Below are 15,027 nucleotides of genomic sequence, written 5' to 3'. Positions count from 1 at the left end.
GGCTGCTCGATCTCAGCGCGCTCGTTCGACCCTGGCCTCGTCCCACACCGGCGACTCGCTCTCGTACACGTTCCCATCCGATCCGAAGACGAGGAACCTGTCGAACCCGCGCGCGAACCAGCGATCGTGCGTGACCGAGATGACCGTGCCGGCAAACTGAGCAATGCCCTGCTCGAGCGCGTCAGCCGAATGAAGGTCAAGGTTGTCGGTCGGTTCGTCGAGCAACAACATCGTGGCGCCGGAGAGCTCGAGGAGCAGGATCTGCAATCGTGCCTGCTGACCGCCGGACAGGTCGTCGTACTTCTGTTCCGCAGCTTGGGACAATCCGTAACGGTCCAGCGCGCGGCTCGCCGCTTCGCGTCCCATTCCGCTGCGGTGTTCGTCGCCCATGTGCAGGATCTCGAGCAGCGTGTTTCCGGTCAGATCGGGCCTGGAGTGTGTCTGCGCAAACAATCCGGGACGTACCCGGGCACCCAGCGTCGCAGTACCCCCGTGCTCGACCGGCGCGATGTCGAGCGCCTCGACGGGCAGATGCTCGCTCCCCGGATCGGTCCCCCCACCCGCCAAGAGCCGAAGGAAATGCGACTTTCCGGATCCATTGGAGCCCAGCACGGCAACCCGATCTCCGTACCAGATCTCGGTGTCGAAAGGCTTCATCAATCCGGTCAGCTCGAGATCTTGACATACCAACGCGCGCTTGGCGGTTCGCCCGCCCGCCAGCCGAACCGTCACCTTCTGCTGAAGTGGAATCGCTTCGGGTGGCCCTGCCTCCTCGAACTTCGCCAACCTGGTTTGCGAGGCGTGATACCGCGCAGCGACGCCGTCGTTGAACTTGGCCTTTTCACGCAATCGCAGAACCAGGGCACGTAATTTCGCGTGCTCCTCGTCCCAGCGTCGGCGCAGTTCTTCGAATCGAGCGTTGCGATCCTCGCGGGCTTGGTGGTAGCTGGCCAGCCCAGCGCCGTGCGTCCACGACGTTGCGCCGCTGATTCCGGGCTCGAGCGTCACGATGTGGGTGGCCGCGTTGGCGATCAGTTCGCGGTCGTGGCTGACGAACAAAACCACTTTCGACGATTCCGAGATCGTCTTTTCCAGCCATCGCTTGCCCGGAACATCGAGGTAGTTGTCCGGCTCGTCCAGTAGGAGTGCGTCGTCGGGCCCAGCGAACAGTGCTTCGAGAACCAACCGTTTCTGCTCGCCACCACTGAGGGAGTTGGCCGCGCGCCACTTCGCACGGTCATAGGGAACACCGAGAGCCGCGGTAGTGACCTTGTCCCAGAAGTCTTCGGTCTCGTAGCCGCCCACGTCGGCCCAATCGGCCAGCGCATGCGAATACTTCATTTGAGTTGATTCCTCGTCGCGCTCGATCATCGCGTTTTCTGCCGTATCGAGCGCCAGTGCTGCGTCCCGGATCCGTGCCGGCGAGACGGACAACAGAAGATCGCGCACGGTGGACTCGTCGCGAACCTGGCCGACGAATTGCCGCATCACGCCCAGTGTTCCGGATCGAGTGACAGCGCCCTCGTCGGCGACGACGTCTCCGGCGACAATGCGGAGCAACGTCGTCTTACCAGTCCCGTTGGGGCCTATCAGTGCAGTTTTTGCACCGTTGCCGACCCGAAAGCTGACACCGCTGAGCAGTTGCCGACCATCAGGGAGAAAGTAGTCGACGTCGGCGATGTTGAGGTGGGTCACGCTGTCAAGAGAACCCTACCCACGGCGATCTGCCAAACCATTATTCCTGCCTTCGGTCTCGAGCTCACTACCGTCGCGGGATCGTCCGACCGCATCGAGCGCCGCCAGATATCCGAAAACCATTGCGGGACCGATAGTTGCACCTGGACCGGCATAGGTATGACCCATCACCGGTGAGCTGGTGTTACCTGCTGCATAGAGCCCGTCGATGACCGAACCGTCGGCGCGCAACGCTCGCGCGCGAGCGTCCGTGTTGATGCCGCCTTTGGTCCCCAGGTCTCCAGGCACCATCTTCGCGGCATAGAACGGACCCTTCGTGAGTTCTCCGAGGCTGGAGTTGGGCCTGTTGGTGCAGTCGCCGTAGTAGTGGTCGTATCTGCTTGTCCCACGGCCGAAGTCGCGATCGACTCCGTCGCGCGCGTGACTGTTGAATCGTGTGATGGTCGCGGACAGCGCATCGCCCGGCACTCCGATCTCGGCAGCGAGTTCGGCAATCGATCCAGCTCGCACGATCGCACCCGATTCGATCCACGACCGAGGTATCGGCCTGCGCGCCGGAACCCCCGCGAACAGGTAACGGTCACGGTACGTCTGATCGAAGATCAGCCAAGCCGGGATGTTCTCAGCGGGTCCTTCACCTCGGCCGTACTTTCCGCCGAACATGGCGTGTGCCGCTTCGACATAGGGAAGTGACTCGTTCATGAAGCGCTGACCGCTGGCGTTGACCATGAGGCTGCGAGGCAACGAGCGTTCCGCCAAGGCGAACCACGGGCCTTTGGGCAGTGGAATCGACGGGGCCCACCACGCGTCGTCCATGTACGAAATTGCGGCGTCGACGCGTAGAGCTGCACGGATGCCATCCCCGGTATTGGTCGGTGCCCCGAGAGTCCACTGCGCGCTACTCGGCCGTCGCTGGTACTCGCCTCGCATGTCGTCGTTGTTGTCGAACCCGCCACACGCGAGGATGACACCGCATCGAGCGTGCATGGTGGTCTGCACTCCCCCGGACTCGAGTCGCACACCCACGACACGATCACTGTCGGTCACCAAATCCACAAGCCTCGTCCCGAGCTCCACCGTCACTCCGGCGTCCCGAACTCCGAGCATCAGTTCGGCCATGAGCGCCGGCCCGAGCCCGATCAGCTTCTTCTTCCGAGCTCTTGCGGCCAGGGATCTCATTCCTACCCGAAGCATCCGCACCGGACCCCGCCAATGCCGGATCCCCGTGCTCAGCCAACGGTAATCAGATTGTTGGACAACCATGTTGAGCGGAACCTTCATGTACGGCGGATGAAGTGTCGCAAGATCGTCGCCCAGAGCTCGCGCGTCGAACGGGCGCGGCTCGCACGAGCGGCCGCTTGCACGTCCGCCAGGTGCCTCGGGAAAGTAGTCGGAGTAACCCTTCACCCATTCGAGCTCGAGTGCAGAGTGACGAATCAGGAAATCGAGGGCTTCCGGACCTCGATCGAGATACGTGTCGATTCGGTCGCTGTCTGCATCCTCTCCGACAATGCTCTTCAGATATGTTCGCGCAGAGTCGATATCATCTTTCGGTGCCTCGCGGCGAAGTATCGAGTTTCCCGGAATCCACACGCCGCCCCCGGACCGGGACGACGAACCGCCCCAGTATTCGGACTTCTCCACGAGTATCGTCGAGAGTCCGTTGCGGGCTGCGGTGATGGCTGCGGACATGCCGGCAGCCCCCGATCCGACAACAACGACATCCACTACGGGCGGCGCGGCGCCCTGAGAGTTCTCGTCCATCACTGGTCACGACCTTTCGTGTCATCTTCGTCCTGCGTGTGCCACCGGGATCCCCGAACTGCGTCGAGCGCCCCCTCGACGCACACGGGAAGTGATGCCCCGCGCTTGTGAGGGTTACGTATCCATTGCCGATAACCGAACTCCGCCGCTGCCAACATCAAATGAACGAGAAGTCCTGGGCGGCTGTCATTTTCCGGATCGAGGTACATCCGTTGTGCCACCAACTCGACCAACCGATCACGATGCTCGGGCGCGATCAGGGCGACTCGATCCATCAGGTGCGGCGCGGTGCGGAACGCTGCTCGCCACTGATCGATCTCCGAGGACTCGAAAGCATTGGAGCGTTCCAGGATTGCCCGCGAGATCGCAAGATCAGCCGACTCGGATGCCGGGCGATCCTCGAGCAGCGTCACGATTCCGGCGCCGCCCTGCCTGACCGGATCCAACAGCAGATCCTCCTTGTTACGAACGTGCCGGAAGTACGTACTCGCCGATACCCCCGCTGCCGCCGCAATCTGCTCGGTGGTCACATCCTCGAAACCGTCACGCGCGAACAGATCGAATGCCGCACGTTGAATGTCTGCTCGCACCTGCAACCGCTGTCTCTCCCGTAGTGACATCAGCAACGTCCTCCCGCCTCGGCCGAGATCCGGCCATTCTCGATAATGCGAGTCTCACCTATTGTGACAGTCACTGTCAATATCCAATTCTCTGTCAGATATCAGCAGACCCGGGCACATCGTTGACAGGGCATTCGATGCCACGACAAGCTTCGAAGATGAAGCGATGGGGACCGAATCGAGACGTTTCTCCAACAATTTGTCGATGCGGGGCTTCAAGGCGCGGTCACCGAAGCGTATTTCGGTGGTCCACTCTGGCGCATGACCCTGCTCGCCCGTTTCGACGACCGAGCCCTTGGCCCCGACGGCGCCGTCATCTATCGAAATCGAACAGTGCTTCTCGTTCGGACCAAGTGGGAAAGATCATCGAGCAAGAGGACTACTACGAGGACACCGCCAGAATCGGTGACTTCGACAGGCGGCTCCGCGAAATCGAAGCCGGACGAGCCTGTGGCACAGTCGTGGAATGACAGACGTCAGGATTGACCGCCACCGAAAGCTGTCGGCGTTCCTGTCTTCCCAGAACGATGTCGAACTGGCCCGACTGGTCGACACCGTTCAAATCTCGAGTGTCGGCGTAGGTGGCGCCGCAGGAGTGATCAGGGTCTATGACAACAGGCTCAACGGCGTTCCGGTATTCACCAAACGCATCCCACTGAGCGTGCGGGAAATCGCCGAGGTGGGCTCTACTTCCAACCATTTCGATCTGCCGACGTTCTGCCAGTACGGCATTGGTGGCCCAAGCTTCAACGCCTGGCGAGAACTGGCCGCGAACATCGTGGTCACCGATGCCGTTCTGGCCGGCGAAACACAGTCGTTCCCAATGCTTTACCACTGGCGGATACTTCCCGGACGTTCGCCCGTTGCGGCCGAACACGCCGACATCGATTCCGTTCACACCGCCGGCGCCAGCCGTGAAGTGCGGACCCGTCTCGAAGCGCTTGCCGCTGCGCCGTGCAGCCTCGTACTGTTCTGCGAGTACATCGAACACCCGATCTCGAATTGGCTGGAAGACAACCCGTCCGCCAAAGCTGCCGAAGTCGAGCGACAGTTTTCGGAGATCGTGGCATTCTTGCGCGATCGACAGTTGCTGCACATGGACGGACATTTCGGCAACATGCGCACCGACATGGAGCGGATCTATCTCACCGACTTCGGACTGGCCACATCCCCACACTTCGACCTGTCGACTGCCGAGCACGACTTCGTCCGGCGCCACGCCACTCATGACGCCGACTACGCCGCCATGCTTCTGGTCAACTGGCTGGTGACCGAGGTCTGCGGGGTACCGAGGCCGACGAGCGGCGGACCAGTCGCCCGCAACCAGTACGTACGACGATGCGCCACAGGTCATATTCCAGGTGATGTGACACCAGAGGTGGCCGCGATCGTGACACGGCACGCGCCCGTCGCTGCGAGGATGAACGACTTCTACTGGCGATTGTTCGACGGCGACTTCGATGCGCCCTACCCGCATGCCGCGCCAGTTCCGACTTCCGGTCGAGCACAGGGTTTTCCCTGAACTGCCGTATTCACATCTCAGGGTTCATGTCATCCTCGGGACCGATGTGCTGGTCAGTGCCGGTAGGGCACAGTTCTCCTCATGATTGAACTGAGGGGATTGACCAAGGTTTACGGACCGACGAAAGCGGTGGACGACTTGTCGTTCACGGTCAAGCCGGGCATCGTGACGGGCTTCCTGGGCCCGAACGGTGCAGGCAAGTCGACGACGATGCGGATGATCCTGGGTTTGGATCAGCCGACGTCGGGTGCGGCGTTGATCGAGGGCAAGCCGTACCGCGAGCTCAAGACGCCGTTGCGGACGGTGGGTGCGTTGCTGGATGCGAAGTGGGTGCACCCCAATCGCAGCGCGCGTGCACATCTGCAGTGGATGGCTGCTTCGAACGGGATCCCGAAGTCCCGCGTCGACGAGGTGCTCGGGTTGGTCGGATTGTCCGAGGTGGCGGGCAAGAAGGCCGGCGGGTTCTCGCTCGGTATGTCGCAGCGTCTGGGGTTGGCGGGTGCGCTGTTGGGGGATCCGAAGGTGTTGTTGTTCGACGAGCCGGTCAACGGTCTCGATCCGGAGGGCATCGTCTGGATTCGTAAGTTCATGCAGCGGTTGGCGGCCGAGGGCCGCACGGTGCTCGTGTCGAGTCACCTCCTGTCGGAGATGGCGCTCACGGCGGAGCAGTTGGTGGTGATCGGTCGGGGTCGGTTGATTTCGGATTCGACGGTCGCGGAGTTCGTGGATCGTTCGTCGGAGTCGACGGTGCGCGTGCGCAGCCCACAATTGGACGCTCTCCATGCCGCATTGACTGCCCAGGGACTGACTGTCCGCGAGGAACATTCAGGATCGGAGCCGGTGTTGGTGGTCGTGGATTCGACCACCGATGTGATCGGTGGTTTGGCTGGTTCGCAGGGAATCGTGTTGCACGAGTTGGCTTCTGTGCAGGGATCGCTCGAGGATGCGTTCATGAAGTTGACCGGGGACGATGTCCAGTACCACGCATCCGGTATCGATCCGGGCGCCGGAGCCCACCACGCAAACACACAGCACGCTATGGGAGGTGCACTGTAATGGCTGTTCTCAGTGCTGAACGTATCAAGATCACCACGACCAAGTCGCCGCTGTGGTGCACGATCACAATCATCGTCCTAGGGTTGGGCGTCGCCTGGATGATCGGGCGTTCGTCGAGTTCGAGCATTCAGGCGTACAACGACGAAGCCGCATCAGGAACTCCTGATTTCGAGAAATTCCTCCCCACGTTCAACGACGCGGGGCTAGGAGTATCCGGATTCGGCGTCATGGTCCTGATGATCATGGCGGCGCTCGCGATCACCAGCGAGTACCGCTTCGGCATCATCCGTACCACCTTCCAGGCCATCCCGAGTCGGGCTTCGGTTCTGATCGCCAAAGCCTGCCTGATCGGGGCTTTCGGCGCGGTGCTGTCCTTCGTTCTCATGCTCGGCGCGGTATTCATCACCAAAGCTGCGGCAGGCTCTGAAGGTTCCACCAATCTGGCACTGGACAACGCCGACGCCTGGCGCGCCGTTTACGGCGTACCGATCTTCGCGTTCCTCTGCGTTGCCCTTGCCATCGCCGTCGGAGCACTCCTTCGTCAGTCCGCAGGCGCCATTGCACTACTGCTGCTGTGGCCACTGCTCATCGAGAGCCTGTTCGGCATGTTCGGATCCTTCGGCAGAAACGTCACACCGTTCCTCCCGTTCGCCAACGCCGACCACTTCCTCTCTTCGGGTTCGAGCACCAATTTCCATTGGGGCCCTTGGGGAAGCTTGTTCTACTTCGCAGCGTTTGTGCTGGTGATATTCGGAATCAGCATCGCCGTCGTCAACAAGCGCGACGCCTGACCGAGTCGCAAACCGACCAAGACCAAAACTGGCCGCACCGGAGCCCTTCCGGTGCGGCCAGTTTCGCGTTGACAGAACCCGCAGCGCTTGTCGATCACGCCAAGGAACAGGGCACGCGCGGGTTCGCGTCACTCTGCCCCGCGGACGCGGCACCTCGAAATAAGACCTGGTCGAGTTCCTGGCAGACTGACCTTACGCGTCAGCGTTCCAGTTGCGCGGCAAGCTCTTTCATCCAATCGAGGAATGCCTGCGGGCCGTCGAACTGGACGCCGTCGACAGCAGCCACTTCCGGTGCGATGTCGTCGCCCTTGACCACCAACGCTTCTCCACCCGAGGCAAGGACAACGGCAAAGGCCGGTAGGTCACCCCGGTCGTCGCCCGCGTACGCGACGACGTCGACCCCTGCGGCCGCGATCGCGCGAAGGAGGCCTGTCCCCTTGTCCTCCTCAACGGGTGGACGCAATTCCTCGACCAACTTGCCGGGCTCACGCCGCAACCCGGTCCGGCTCGCGATTTCTGTCGTCGCTGCTTCCACCAGGCGCTGCGCGACCGCACGATCCGCGGCCCGACGCCAATGCACGGCCACCGCAAGGCCTTTGCTCTCGACATGGATGCCAGCAACTGCCGGAGAGTCGAACAAGCGTCGCAATTCGGCTTCTGCTTCGGCGACAGCATCACTGAACGCCGCGACGGCCGGAAGCACGTGGATTCCGTCGTCCGTCCAGGTCTCGACGCCGTAGGAACCCATGAGCACAACGGAATTCAAGCTGAGCCGCTCTCGCAAGAACGACACAGGCCGTCCCGAGAGCAAGCCGACAACACCGAGATGCTCGGCCAGGGTCGCAAGCACGTCTTCGGCGCCGGGCAGTAGCGCACTCGCCGACGGATCGTCGACGATGGGTGCAAGCACGCCGTCGAAATCCATCACCAGTCCACAGCGAGCTGGATCGGACGTGAGTCGGAGGATGACGTCCGAAGCGGTTCGCATGGTTCGAGTGTGCCAAATCGATCGCACTCGTAATACCAACACCGGAGCCGAATGTAATCTCTGCCACTTCGTCCAGGTTGTCCGGAACCGCTGAGTAGGTCGCGTCGTCTCCCTGTAAGGGCCCACAGTGGTCCGCTAAAGTTCTCACGACGCTTACCAACTGGGGGGTAATGATGAGCGAATTGACTGTCGCCACTGACGGCATCCGAAAGTACGGCTCGACGTCGACCGAAGCGGCAGGACGCATCGCGCAGGCCGCCGCCGTCGATCTGGGTGCAAACATCGCAGCAGTCGCACCGGCCGTGGGCCCCGTCGGGATCGAATTTCTCGAAGCATTCGCGCGCGCTCAGGCCACACACACCAAAGATGTTGCAGCACTCGCCACGTTCTACGCCGGCAACGCCGCGACGGCCGGTGCAGCCGCGCAGGCCTACGACACCACAGATCATGCAATCGCAACAGATCTGACCGCTGCGGCCGGATCGACGGGCGCGACCGCGTGAGCACCGAAGACGACTCGACAACCGTCATCGAATTCCTTCACGGTGGCGCTCCTGCCCCGGTACTGCCGAACAATGTGGTCGAATCGATGCTCGCCGGCATACCGGTACCGGCACTCCCCGGAATCGAAGATCTGTTCGCGCCCTTGATCGAACTCGGGAAGAGTCTCGGCACAGGCACTTTTGCGGGCATCGATCCCGTCGGCATCTTCGATCAGGCGTCCACTCTCATCGACCACGCCATGGGACTGTCCCGAAGCGCGGTCGCCGACGTGGGCCAGACCTGGAACAGCACCGGCAGTGACGCCGCGACCGAACTGTCGCGATCCGCCCAGAACAGCGGCGCAGAATTGAGCGAACGCGGAACCGCGATATCGAAAACTGCTGCCGCCGCCGCGGAATCGGTGCAGCGAGGCAACGCGAATCTCGCGGCAATCGCGCAGTCCTTCGCCACCACGGTTGCAGCTGCCGCGCCCATCGCGTGGACACCACCAGGACAGGCGATGTTGCTTGCCTCGGCAGCTGAACACATGCAGGCAGCCGTCGCGGCGGTGACTCGGACGCGTGGGGAGATGCTCGGGCACACCGCAGCCATGAACGCCCTTGCCGGACCGATCCCCGTGCCGACCCCACCGACCAGTGAGGCACTCTCCAACCTGGTCACTGCGGAGGCAATCAACAACGCCGCCCGTCAGATCGCCCAACCTCTTTCTGCCTCAACCGATGCCAGTGATGCACCGTACTCCACCCACCCGGACTCCACTCAGCCAGGCACAGAGGCTGTTCGAACTTCGGCTGCACGGGCCGGCGCCGGGCTTCCGACCGGCGTCGACAAGCTGTGGGGCGCAGGCAATCCGTCGACGTCACTCGCAGCCGGCGCGTCGCCGTCACCCAGTGCGACGGCAAGCTCTGGCGGAGCATGGGTGAGCGGAAGCGGTGGCACTACCGGCGGAATGGTGAGGGGTGCAGCGGGAGTTGCTGCAGTTCAACCGGTTCCGGTAGCAACGCCCGGCCTGGGTGCACCATCGTCGACAGTCGGCAGTAGCGGCATGTCGCCGGGCGGCATGCTGGGCGGTGGACCCCGCGGATCTCGGGACGACGAGTCGTCACGCACTACCCCGAGGTATCTCGTCACTGCCGGCGACGAGAATTCGATGGTCGACGATCTGCCGATGGTGTCGCCGCCCGTGCTCGGGGCTGACGATCCCGATCAGTACCTGTTCCGAGATCTCTGATCAAGACAAACCTCAGACGAAGCCCAACTCCCGCACCGCCGCACGCTCCTGCTCCAGTTCGCTGACGGACAGGTCGATCCGTTCGCGCGAGAAGTCGTCGATCGCGAGGTCGGGCACGATAGCGAACTCGCCATCGGCACAGGTCACAGGGAAGGACGAGATCAATCCTTCGGGCACCCCGTAGGAACCGTCCGAACAGACGGCCATGGATACCCAGTCGTCCTCGGCGGTACCGATCACCCAGTCGCGGACGTGGTCGATCGACGCGCTGGCCGCACTCGCCGCAGAGGACGATCCACGCGCAGCGATGATGGCGGTGCCTCGCACCTGCACAGTCGGGATGAAATCGTTCTCCACCCAGTCGCGGTCGTCGATCACCGCGAGTGCAGGCTCACCTGCGACAGTCGCGTGGGACAGGTCCGGGTACTGCGTCGCCGAATGGTTTCCCCAGACGGACACCTTGCGCACCGACGACGCACGAACCCCGGTCTTCTTCACCACCTGCGCGATCGCTCGGTTGTGGTCGAGACGCGTCAGTGCACTGAACCGAGTATCGGGCACATCCGGTGCATTGTTCATCGCGATGAGCGCGTTGGTGTTGGCCGGATTTCCCACGACCAGCACCTTGACGTCCGAGGCTGCGTTGTTGTTGATCGCCTTCCCGTGGGCTGTGAATATCGCGCCGTTCGCACTCAGCAAGTCGGCACGCTCCATCCCCTTGCTCCGCGGACGTGCGCCGACCAGCATCCCGACGTTCGCGCCGGAGAAGGCGACATCGGGATCGTCGGTGATGTCGATGGAGCTCAGCAACGGAAATGCGCCGTCTTCGAGTTCCATCGCAACGCCTTCGGCAGCGGACACGGCGGCAGGAATCTCGAGCAGTCGAAGTTTGATCGGGACGTCAGCGCCGAGCATCTCCCCCGCAGCTATGCGGAAAAGCATTCCGTATGCGATCTGACCCGACGCTCCGGTTACCGTGACGGTTACGGGCGCAATACTCATTGCCGACTCCTCACCTGCCGTTTTCACGACTGTCCGTTCTACAACGCTGTAAGAACGGTTTCCACGCTAGTCGAGTAAACCGGCCACTTCGTGGTCTGTCAGTGTGGTTCTCGGCACTCGTCCCTCCGCCGTCACGAGTTCGACGGCGCGGTAGAGCGGACGCTCGGCGAGTCCGGCGCCGCGGGCTTCGGCACGCAACTGTTCGATCAGCACCGAGGACAACGCGGCAGCCGGTACCAACTCGCTGGCCGCCAGCGCGTCGGCGAGCTTGCGGAGTGCAAGGATCTCCAACTCGCGCCCACCCCCCGCGGTATACAGCGCGAGCGGGATCCGCACGGTGGACCGTCCGTCGCCGAGCGTCAAGCTGACTTCGCTGATCCGGCCGGATCGCACCGTCAATGCCGCCGTGAGTACCTCGGCCACGTCGACGTCGTTGGTTCGAAAACCAGCTTGCGCACGAACTCTGTTGCCGTACAACGTGATATGTCGGCGCAGCGTCATCAGGATCGCCAGTGACGTCGGCACCGCGATGACGGCACCGACGATCACTCCAACGGTCGCCGTCGAGAACACACTGACGATCAACCCGACGACCACACCGAACACCACGACAACAACGGCGAACTTCTTCAGCCGCGGCGCGATCAACGCCACGGGAACCAGATCGAGCGAAACCGGTTCGGCCTCAGTGCTCAACGAGTTCCCCGAGCTTGTCGACAACCTGGTCGAGCGCCACTGTCTCCTGCTCACCTGTTGCCAACTGTTTGACAACGACAACGCCCTCTTCGAGTTCACGCTCGCCGAGAACCAAAGCGATCGCGGCACCCGAACGATCAGCTGCCTTCATCGAGCCCTTCACGCCACGGTTTCCGTACGCCAGGTCGACGCGAATCCCATTGGCACGCAACTGATGTGCGATCTTCACCAGTGCAGCCTTCGCCTCGGCACCCATCGGTACACAGAAGACGTCGACACGCGCCGGTGGCGCAACGGACTTGCCCTCGGCCTCGAGCGCGAGAACCGTGCGGTCGACGCCGATTCCGAACCCGATGCCCGAGAGCGGCTGTCCACCCAGCTGTTCCATCAGACCGTCGTAACGACCACCACCACCGATTCCGGACTGCGCACCCAGTCCGTCGTGCACGAATTCGAAGGTTGTCTTGGTGTAGTAGTCGAGGCCGCGGACCATGCGCGGGTTGACGACGTACGGAACGCCCAATGCGTCCAGGTGCGCTAGCACCTCGTCGAAGTGCGCCTTGCAGCTCTCGGACAGGTGATCGAGCATGAGCGGTGCGCCGGCCGTCATCTCGCGTACATCTGGGCGCTTGTCGTCGAGCACGCGGAGCGGGTTGATCTCGGCGCGTCGACGCGTGTCTTCGTCGAGTGGGAGTGCAAAGAGAAACTCCTGCAGCAGTTCGCGATACTGCGGCCGGCAGGTGTCGTCACCGAGAGAGGTGATTTCGAGGCGGAAGCCGTCGAGCCCCAACGACCGGAATCCGGCGTCGGCGATCGCGATGACCTCAGCGTCGAGCGCGGGGTCGTCGATCCCGATGGCTTCGACGCCGACCTGCTGCAACTGGCGGTAGCGACCGGCCTGCGGGCGCTCGTAGCGGAAGAACGGGCCCGCGTAGCTGACCTTGACCGGCAACTGTCCACGATCGAGGCTGTGCTCGATGACCGCACGCATGACTCCGGCGGTTCCCTCGGGACGCAACGTCACCGAACGGTCACCGCGGTCGGCGAATGTGTACATCTCTTTGCTGACGACGTCGGTCGACTCACCGACACCGCGAGCGAACAGGCCGGTGTCCTCGAAGATCGGCAATTCGATGTGGCCGTATCCGGCCAATCTCGCGGCGCGCGTCAAACCGTCACGAACGGCGACGAATTCGGCTGACTGCGGCGGAACGTAGTCCGGAATGCCCTTGGGTGCAGAGAAGGTGCTGGCTTTACTCACGAGAGGTACTTTTCCTTATTCTTGTGCGCTGAGTCCAACGAGAAACGGATTCGAGCTTCGCTCGGCGCCGATCGAACTGTTTCCGCCATGCCCGGGCAGGACCACTGTCTCGTCACCGAGTACCAATAGCTTGCGGGCGATCGAAGCGAGCAACTGCTCGTGATTTCCGCCGGGCAGGTCGCTGCGCCCGATGGAACCCTGGAACAGAGTGTCACCGGTGAACGCCAAATCCACGGGCCCGCTCTCGGTGTTCGCCTGGGTGCGGAACACCACCGATCCCTGCGTGTGCCCGGGTGTGTGGTCCACGACGAACGTCATTCCGGCCTCGGTGATCTTGTCTCCGTCGGCCAGTTCGATCACCTCGTCCGGCTCCACGAACGTCATGCCTTGAATGAATTCCTTCATCGTCGGGCCGATCCCCCGTGCCGGATCGCTGAGCATGTAGCGATCCTCGGGATGGATGTACGCGGGTACGGAATACCGCTCACAGACCTCGCGGGCCGACCACACGTGATCGAGATGACCGTGCGTCAGGAGGACCGCCGTGACCGACATGTCCTTGGAGTCCAGATATTCGAAGAGCGGCTCAGCTGCATCCTGACCCGGATCTACGACTACGCACTCGCACGCGTCGTCCTGAGCGAGTATGTAGCAGTTGGTTTGGAACATCCCGGCCGGAAAACCAGTGACGAGCACGGGGGCAACTCCTCTTCGAAGGGTGGAAACAAACAACACGCTGTCGGTTACAGCCTAAGCTGCTGCCCCGCCAGTAAGTTCTCAGGTTGCAATGGGAGACTCTGACGACGAGTAGAGCCGCTTGCCGAAGCCGACCCCCAGGGTGTCGCTCGGCCGGCCGACCACGATCCACCCGCGATACGGAGGACTACAGCAGTGCCGAGTAACGAGCAACGCCGCGAGGCGGCGAAACGCAAGCTCGAGCGTCAGCTCGAACGTCGCGCAGAACGTGCCCGCAAGCGCAAGCAGATGACGATAGCCGGAACTGCGCTCGGCGTGGTCGTCGTAGTCGGCGTCGTCGGTGGACTCATCTGGCTGAGCAATCGCAGTGACGACGACGCGAACACCACCAACACTGCTGCCGACGACTCGAGCCTCACGCCACAGACCGCGGGTGCAATGCCGGCCGGTCTGTCGACGCCACTGGCCGACACGGTTTCCTGCTCGTATCCAGCCGACGGCGCTACCGCGTCCAAGGCCAACAACCCTCCTCGTACCGACGGGATTCCCACCACCGCGCCGGACGCGACGCCGAGCATCAGCGTCGAGACCTCGCAGGGAAACATCGGGCTCACACTCGACGGAACGAAGTCTCCGTGCACGGTCAACAGCTTCGTGAGCTTGGCGCAGCAGGACTACTTCAACGACACCACCTGCCACCGCATGACGACGAGCCCCTCGCTCCAGGTGCTGCAGTGCGGTGACCCGTCCGGCACCGGCACCGGCGGACCGGGCTACGGCTTCGACAACGAATTCCCCACCACGGCGTATTCCACCACCGACCCGGCAGCGCAGGAGCCCGTCACCTACGCGCGCGGCACGGTTGCGATGGCCAACACCGGGGCACCCGGTAGCAACGGCAGCCAGTTCTTCCTCGTCTACGGCGACTCACAACTCCCCCCGCAGTACACGGTTTTCGGCACGATCGACGAAACCGGGCTCGCCACTTTGGACAAGGTCGCGGCCGGCGGATCGACGCCAGAGGGTGACGGCAAGCCGAATCTGACCACCGACATCAAGACAGTAAGGCTCGACTGATGCGACGTAAACCTGTGATGCGCTTTCCTGTAGTTATTGCCGCCGCAAGCGCCGCGGCGCTGCTTCTGGCTGGTTGTTCCAGTGATTCCGGTAGCTCGGACTCGCCGTCCAGCACCTCCAAGGC

The 15,027-nt window shown here is 62.7% G+C and carries 14 protein-coding genes; 6 read left to right on the top strand and 8 right to left on the bottom strand.

Annotated elements, in window-relative coordinates:
• Positions 1 to 12: 12 nt before the first annotated feature.
• Genes ASU23_RS22585 through ASU23_RS22575 form a run of 3 tightly spaced genes read right to left on the bottom strand, consistent with a single transcriptional unit; the run spans position 13 to position 4,079 of the window.
• Positions 13 to 1,695, bottom strand: coding sequence for an ATP-binding cassette domain-containing protein (locus tag ASU23_RS22585; RefSeq protein WP_003944811.1), 1,683 nt, complete (start codon positions 1,693 to 1,695; stop codon positions 13 to 15).
• Positions 1,696 to 1,710: 15 nt separating this feature from the next.
• Positions 1,711 to 3,459, bottom strand: coding sequence for a 3-oxosteroid 1-dehydrogenase (kstD, locus tag ASU23_RS22580; protein ID WP_058038738.1), 1,749 nt, complete (start codon positions 3,457 to 3,459; stop codon positions 1,711 to 1,713).
• Complete coding sequence (locus ASU23_RS22575; RefSeq protein ID WP_030536452.1) at positions 3,459 to 4,079, bottom strand: TetR/AcrR family transcriptional regulator; 621 nt, start codon at positions 4,077 to 4,079, stop codon at positions 3,459 to 3,461. Before ASU23_RS22575 ends, kstD begins: the two co-directional genes overlap by 1 nt.
• A 466-nt stretch (positions 4,080 to 4,545) precedes the next feature.
• Here ASU23_RS22575 and ASU23_RS22565 point away from each other — a divergent pair, with 466 nt between their 5' ends.
• The 3 genes from ASU23_RS22565 to ASU23_RS22555 all read left to right on the top strand — a co-directional run bounded on the left by ASU23_RS22565 (position 4,546) and on the right by ASU23_RS22555 (position 7,448).
• Positions 4,546 to 5,601: a serine/threonine protein phosphatase gene (locus tag ASU23_RS22565; protein ID WP_030536453.1), complete on the top strand. Its 1,056-nt coding sequence runs from the start codon at positions 4,546 to 4,548 to the stop codon at positions 5,599 to 5,601.
• Positions 5,602 to 5,682: 81 nt separating this feature from the next.
• The gene (locus ASU23_RS22560; RefSeq protein WP_042919882.1) at positions 5,683 to 6,657 is read left to right on the top strand and encodes an ABC transporter ATP-binding protein; all 975 of its coding nucleotides are present in this window, start codon (positions 5,683 to 5,685) and stop codon (positions 6,655 to 6,657) included.
• Positions 6,657 to 7,448, top strand: coding sequence for an ABC transporter permease subunit (locus ASU23_RS22555; RefSeq protein ID WP_007732982.1), 792 nt, complete (start codon positions 6,657 to 6,659; stop codon positions 7,446 to 7,448). The genes ASU23_RS22560 and ASU23_RS22555 overlap by 1 nt, the downstream gene beginning before the upstream one ends.
• Positions 7,449 to 7,647: 199 nt before the next feature.
• On the opposite strand, the gene otsB is transcribed toward ASU23_RS22555, so the two are convergent.
• On the bottom strand, positions 7,648 to 8,436 hold the full coding sequence (gene otsB, locus ASU23_RS22550) for a trehalose-phosphatase (RefSeq protein WP_233405696.1): 789 nt from the start codon (positions 8,434 to 8,436) through the stop codon (positions 7,648 to 7,650).
• 173 nt (positions 8,437 to 8,609) lie between these two features.
• Here otsB and ASU23_RS22545 point away from each other — a divergent pair, with 173 nt between their 5' ends.
• Both ASU23_RS22545 and ASU23_RS22540 read left to right on the top strand, forming a co-directional pair.
• A complete protein-coding gene (locus tag ASU23_RS22545) occupies positions 8,610 to 8,939 on the top strand; it encodes a type VII secretion target (RefSeq protein WP_037130770.1) in 330 nt (109 codons plus the stop codon).
• A complete protein-coding gene (locus tag ASU23_RS22540; RefSeq protein ID WP_233405695.1) occupies positions 8,936 to 10,171 on the top strand; it encodes a hypothetical protein in 1,236 nt (411 codons plus the stop codon). The genes ASU23_RS22545 and ASU23_RS22540 overlap by 4 nt, the downstream gene beginning before the upstream one ends.
• 12 nt (positions 10,172 to 10,183) lie before the next feature.
• Here the strand turns inward: ASU23_RS22540 and ASU23_RS22535 are convergent, their stop codons facing one another.
• From ASU23_RS22535 to ASU23_RS22520, 4 genes are all read right to left on the bottom strand, one after another.
• Complete coding sequence (locus ASU23_RS22535; protein ID WP_042452093.1) at positions 10,184 to 11,173, bottom strand: malate dehydrogenase; 990 nt, start codon at positions 11,171 to 11,173, stop codon at positions 10,184 to 10,186.
• Positions 11,174 to 11,239: 66 nt separating this feature from the next.
• Positions 11,240 to 11,869, bottom strand: a complete 630-nt coding sequence (locus ASU23_RS22530) for a hypothetical protein (RefSeq protein WP_042919891.1) — start codon at positions 11,867 to 11,869, stop codon at positions 11,240 to 11,242.
• Positions 11,859 to 13,130, bottom strand: coding sequence for a histidine--tRNA ligase (gene hisS, locus ASU23_RS22525; protein ID WP_007732972.1), 1,272 nt, complete (start codon positions 13,128 to 13,130; stop codon positions 11,859 to 11,861). Before hisS ends, ASU23_RS22530 begins: the two co-directional genes overlap by 11 nt.
• A gap of 15 nt (positions 13,131 to 13,145) precedes the next feature.
• Complete coding sequence (locus ASU23_RS22520) at positions 13,146 to 13,826, bottom strand: MBL fold metallo-hydrolase (RefSeq protein WP_007732970.1); 681 nt, start codon at positions 13,824 to 13,826, stop codon at positions 13,146 to 13,148.
• Between the two features lie 195 nt (positions 13,827 to 14,021).
• On the opposite strand from ASU23_RS22520, the gene ASU23_RS22515 reads away from it, so the two are divergent.
• Positions 14,022 to 14,903, top strand: coding sequence for a peptidylprolyl isomerase (locus tag ASU23_RS22515; protein ID WP_003943303.1), 882 nt, complete (start codon positions 14,022 to 14,024; stop codon positions 14,901 to 14,903).
• Positions 14,904 to 15,027 lie beyond the last annotated feature (124 nt).

Source organism: Rhodococcus sp. KB6 (assembly GCF_001445685.1).
GTDB classification, from domain to species: Bacteria; Actinomycetota; Actinomycetes; order Mycobacteriales; family Mycobacteriaceae; genus Rhodococcus_F; species Rhodococcus_F qingshengii.
Note: the sequence above shows the minus strand (reverse complement) of the source record. Positions and strands in the feature narration are given on the sequence as shown.

Bases quoted from the DNA above. Each gene is read 5' to 3' on its own strand.
- kstD (WP_058038738.1), bottom strand. From the start codon at position 3,459: ATGGACGAGAACTCTCAGGGCGCCGCGCCGCCCGTAGTGGATGTCGTT.
- ASU23_RS22575 (WP_030536452.1), bottom strand. From the start codon at position 4,079: ATGTCACTACGGGAGAGACAGCGGTTGCAGGTGCGAGCAGACATTCAA.
- ASU23_RS22565 (WP_030536453.1), top strand. From the start codon at position 4,546: ATGACAGACGTCAGGATTGACCGCCACCGAAAGCTGTCGGCGTTCCTG.
- ASU23_RS22560 (WP_042919882.1), top strand. From the start codon at position 5,683: ATGATTGAACTGAGGGGATTGACCAAGGTTTACGGACCGACGAAAGCG.
- ASU23_RS22555 (WP_007732982.1), top strand. From the start codon at position 6,657: ATGGCTGTTCTCAGTGCTGAACGTATCAAGATCACCACGACCAAGTCG.
- otsB (WP_233405696.1), bottom strand. From the start codon at position 8,436: ATGCGAACCGCTTCGGACGTCATCCTCCGACTCACGTCCGATCCAGCT.
- ASU23_RS22545 (WP_037130770.1), top strand. From the start codon at position 8,610: ATGAGCGAATTGACTGTCGCCACTGACGGCATCCGAAAGTACGGCTCG.
- ASU23_RS22535 (WP_042452093.1), bottom strand. From the start codon at position 11,173: ATGAGTATTGCGCCCGTAACCGTCACGGTAACCGGAGCGTCGGGTCAG.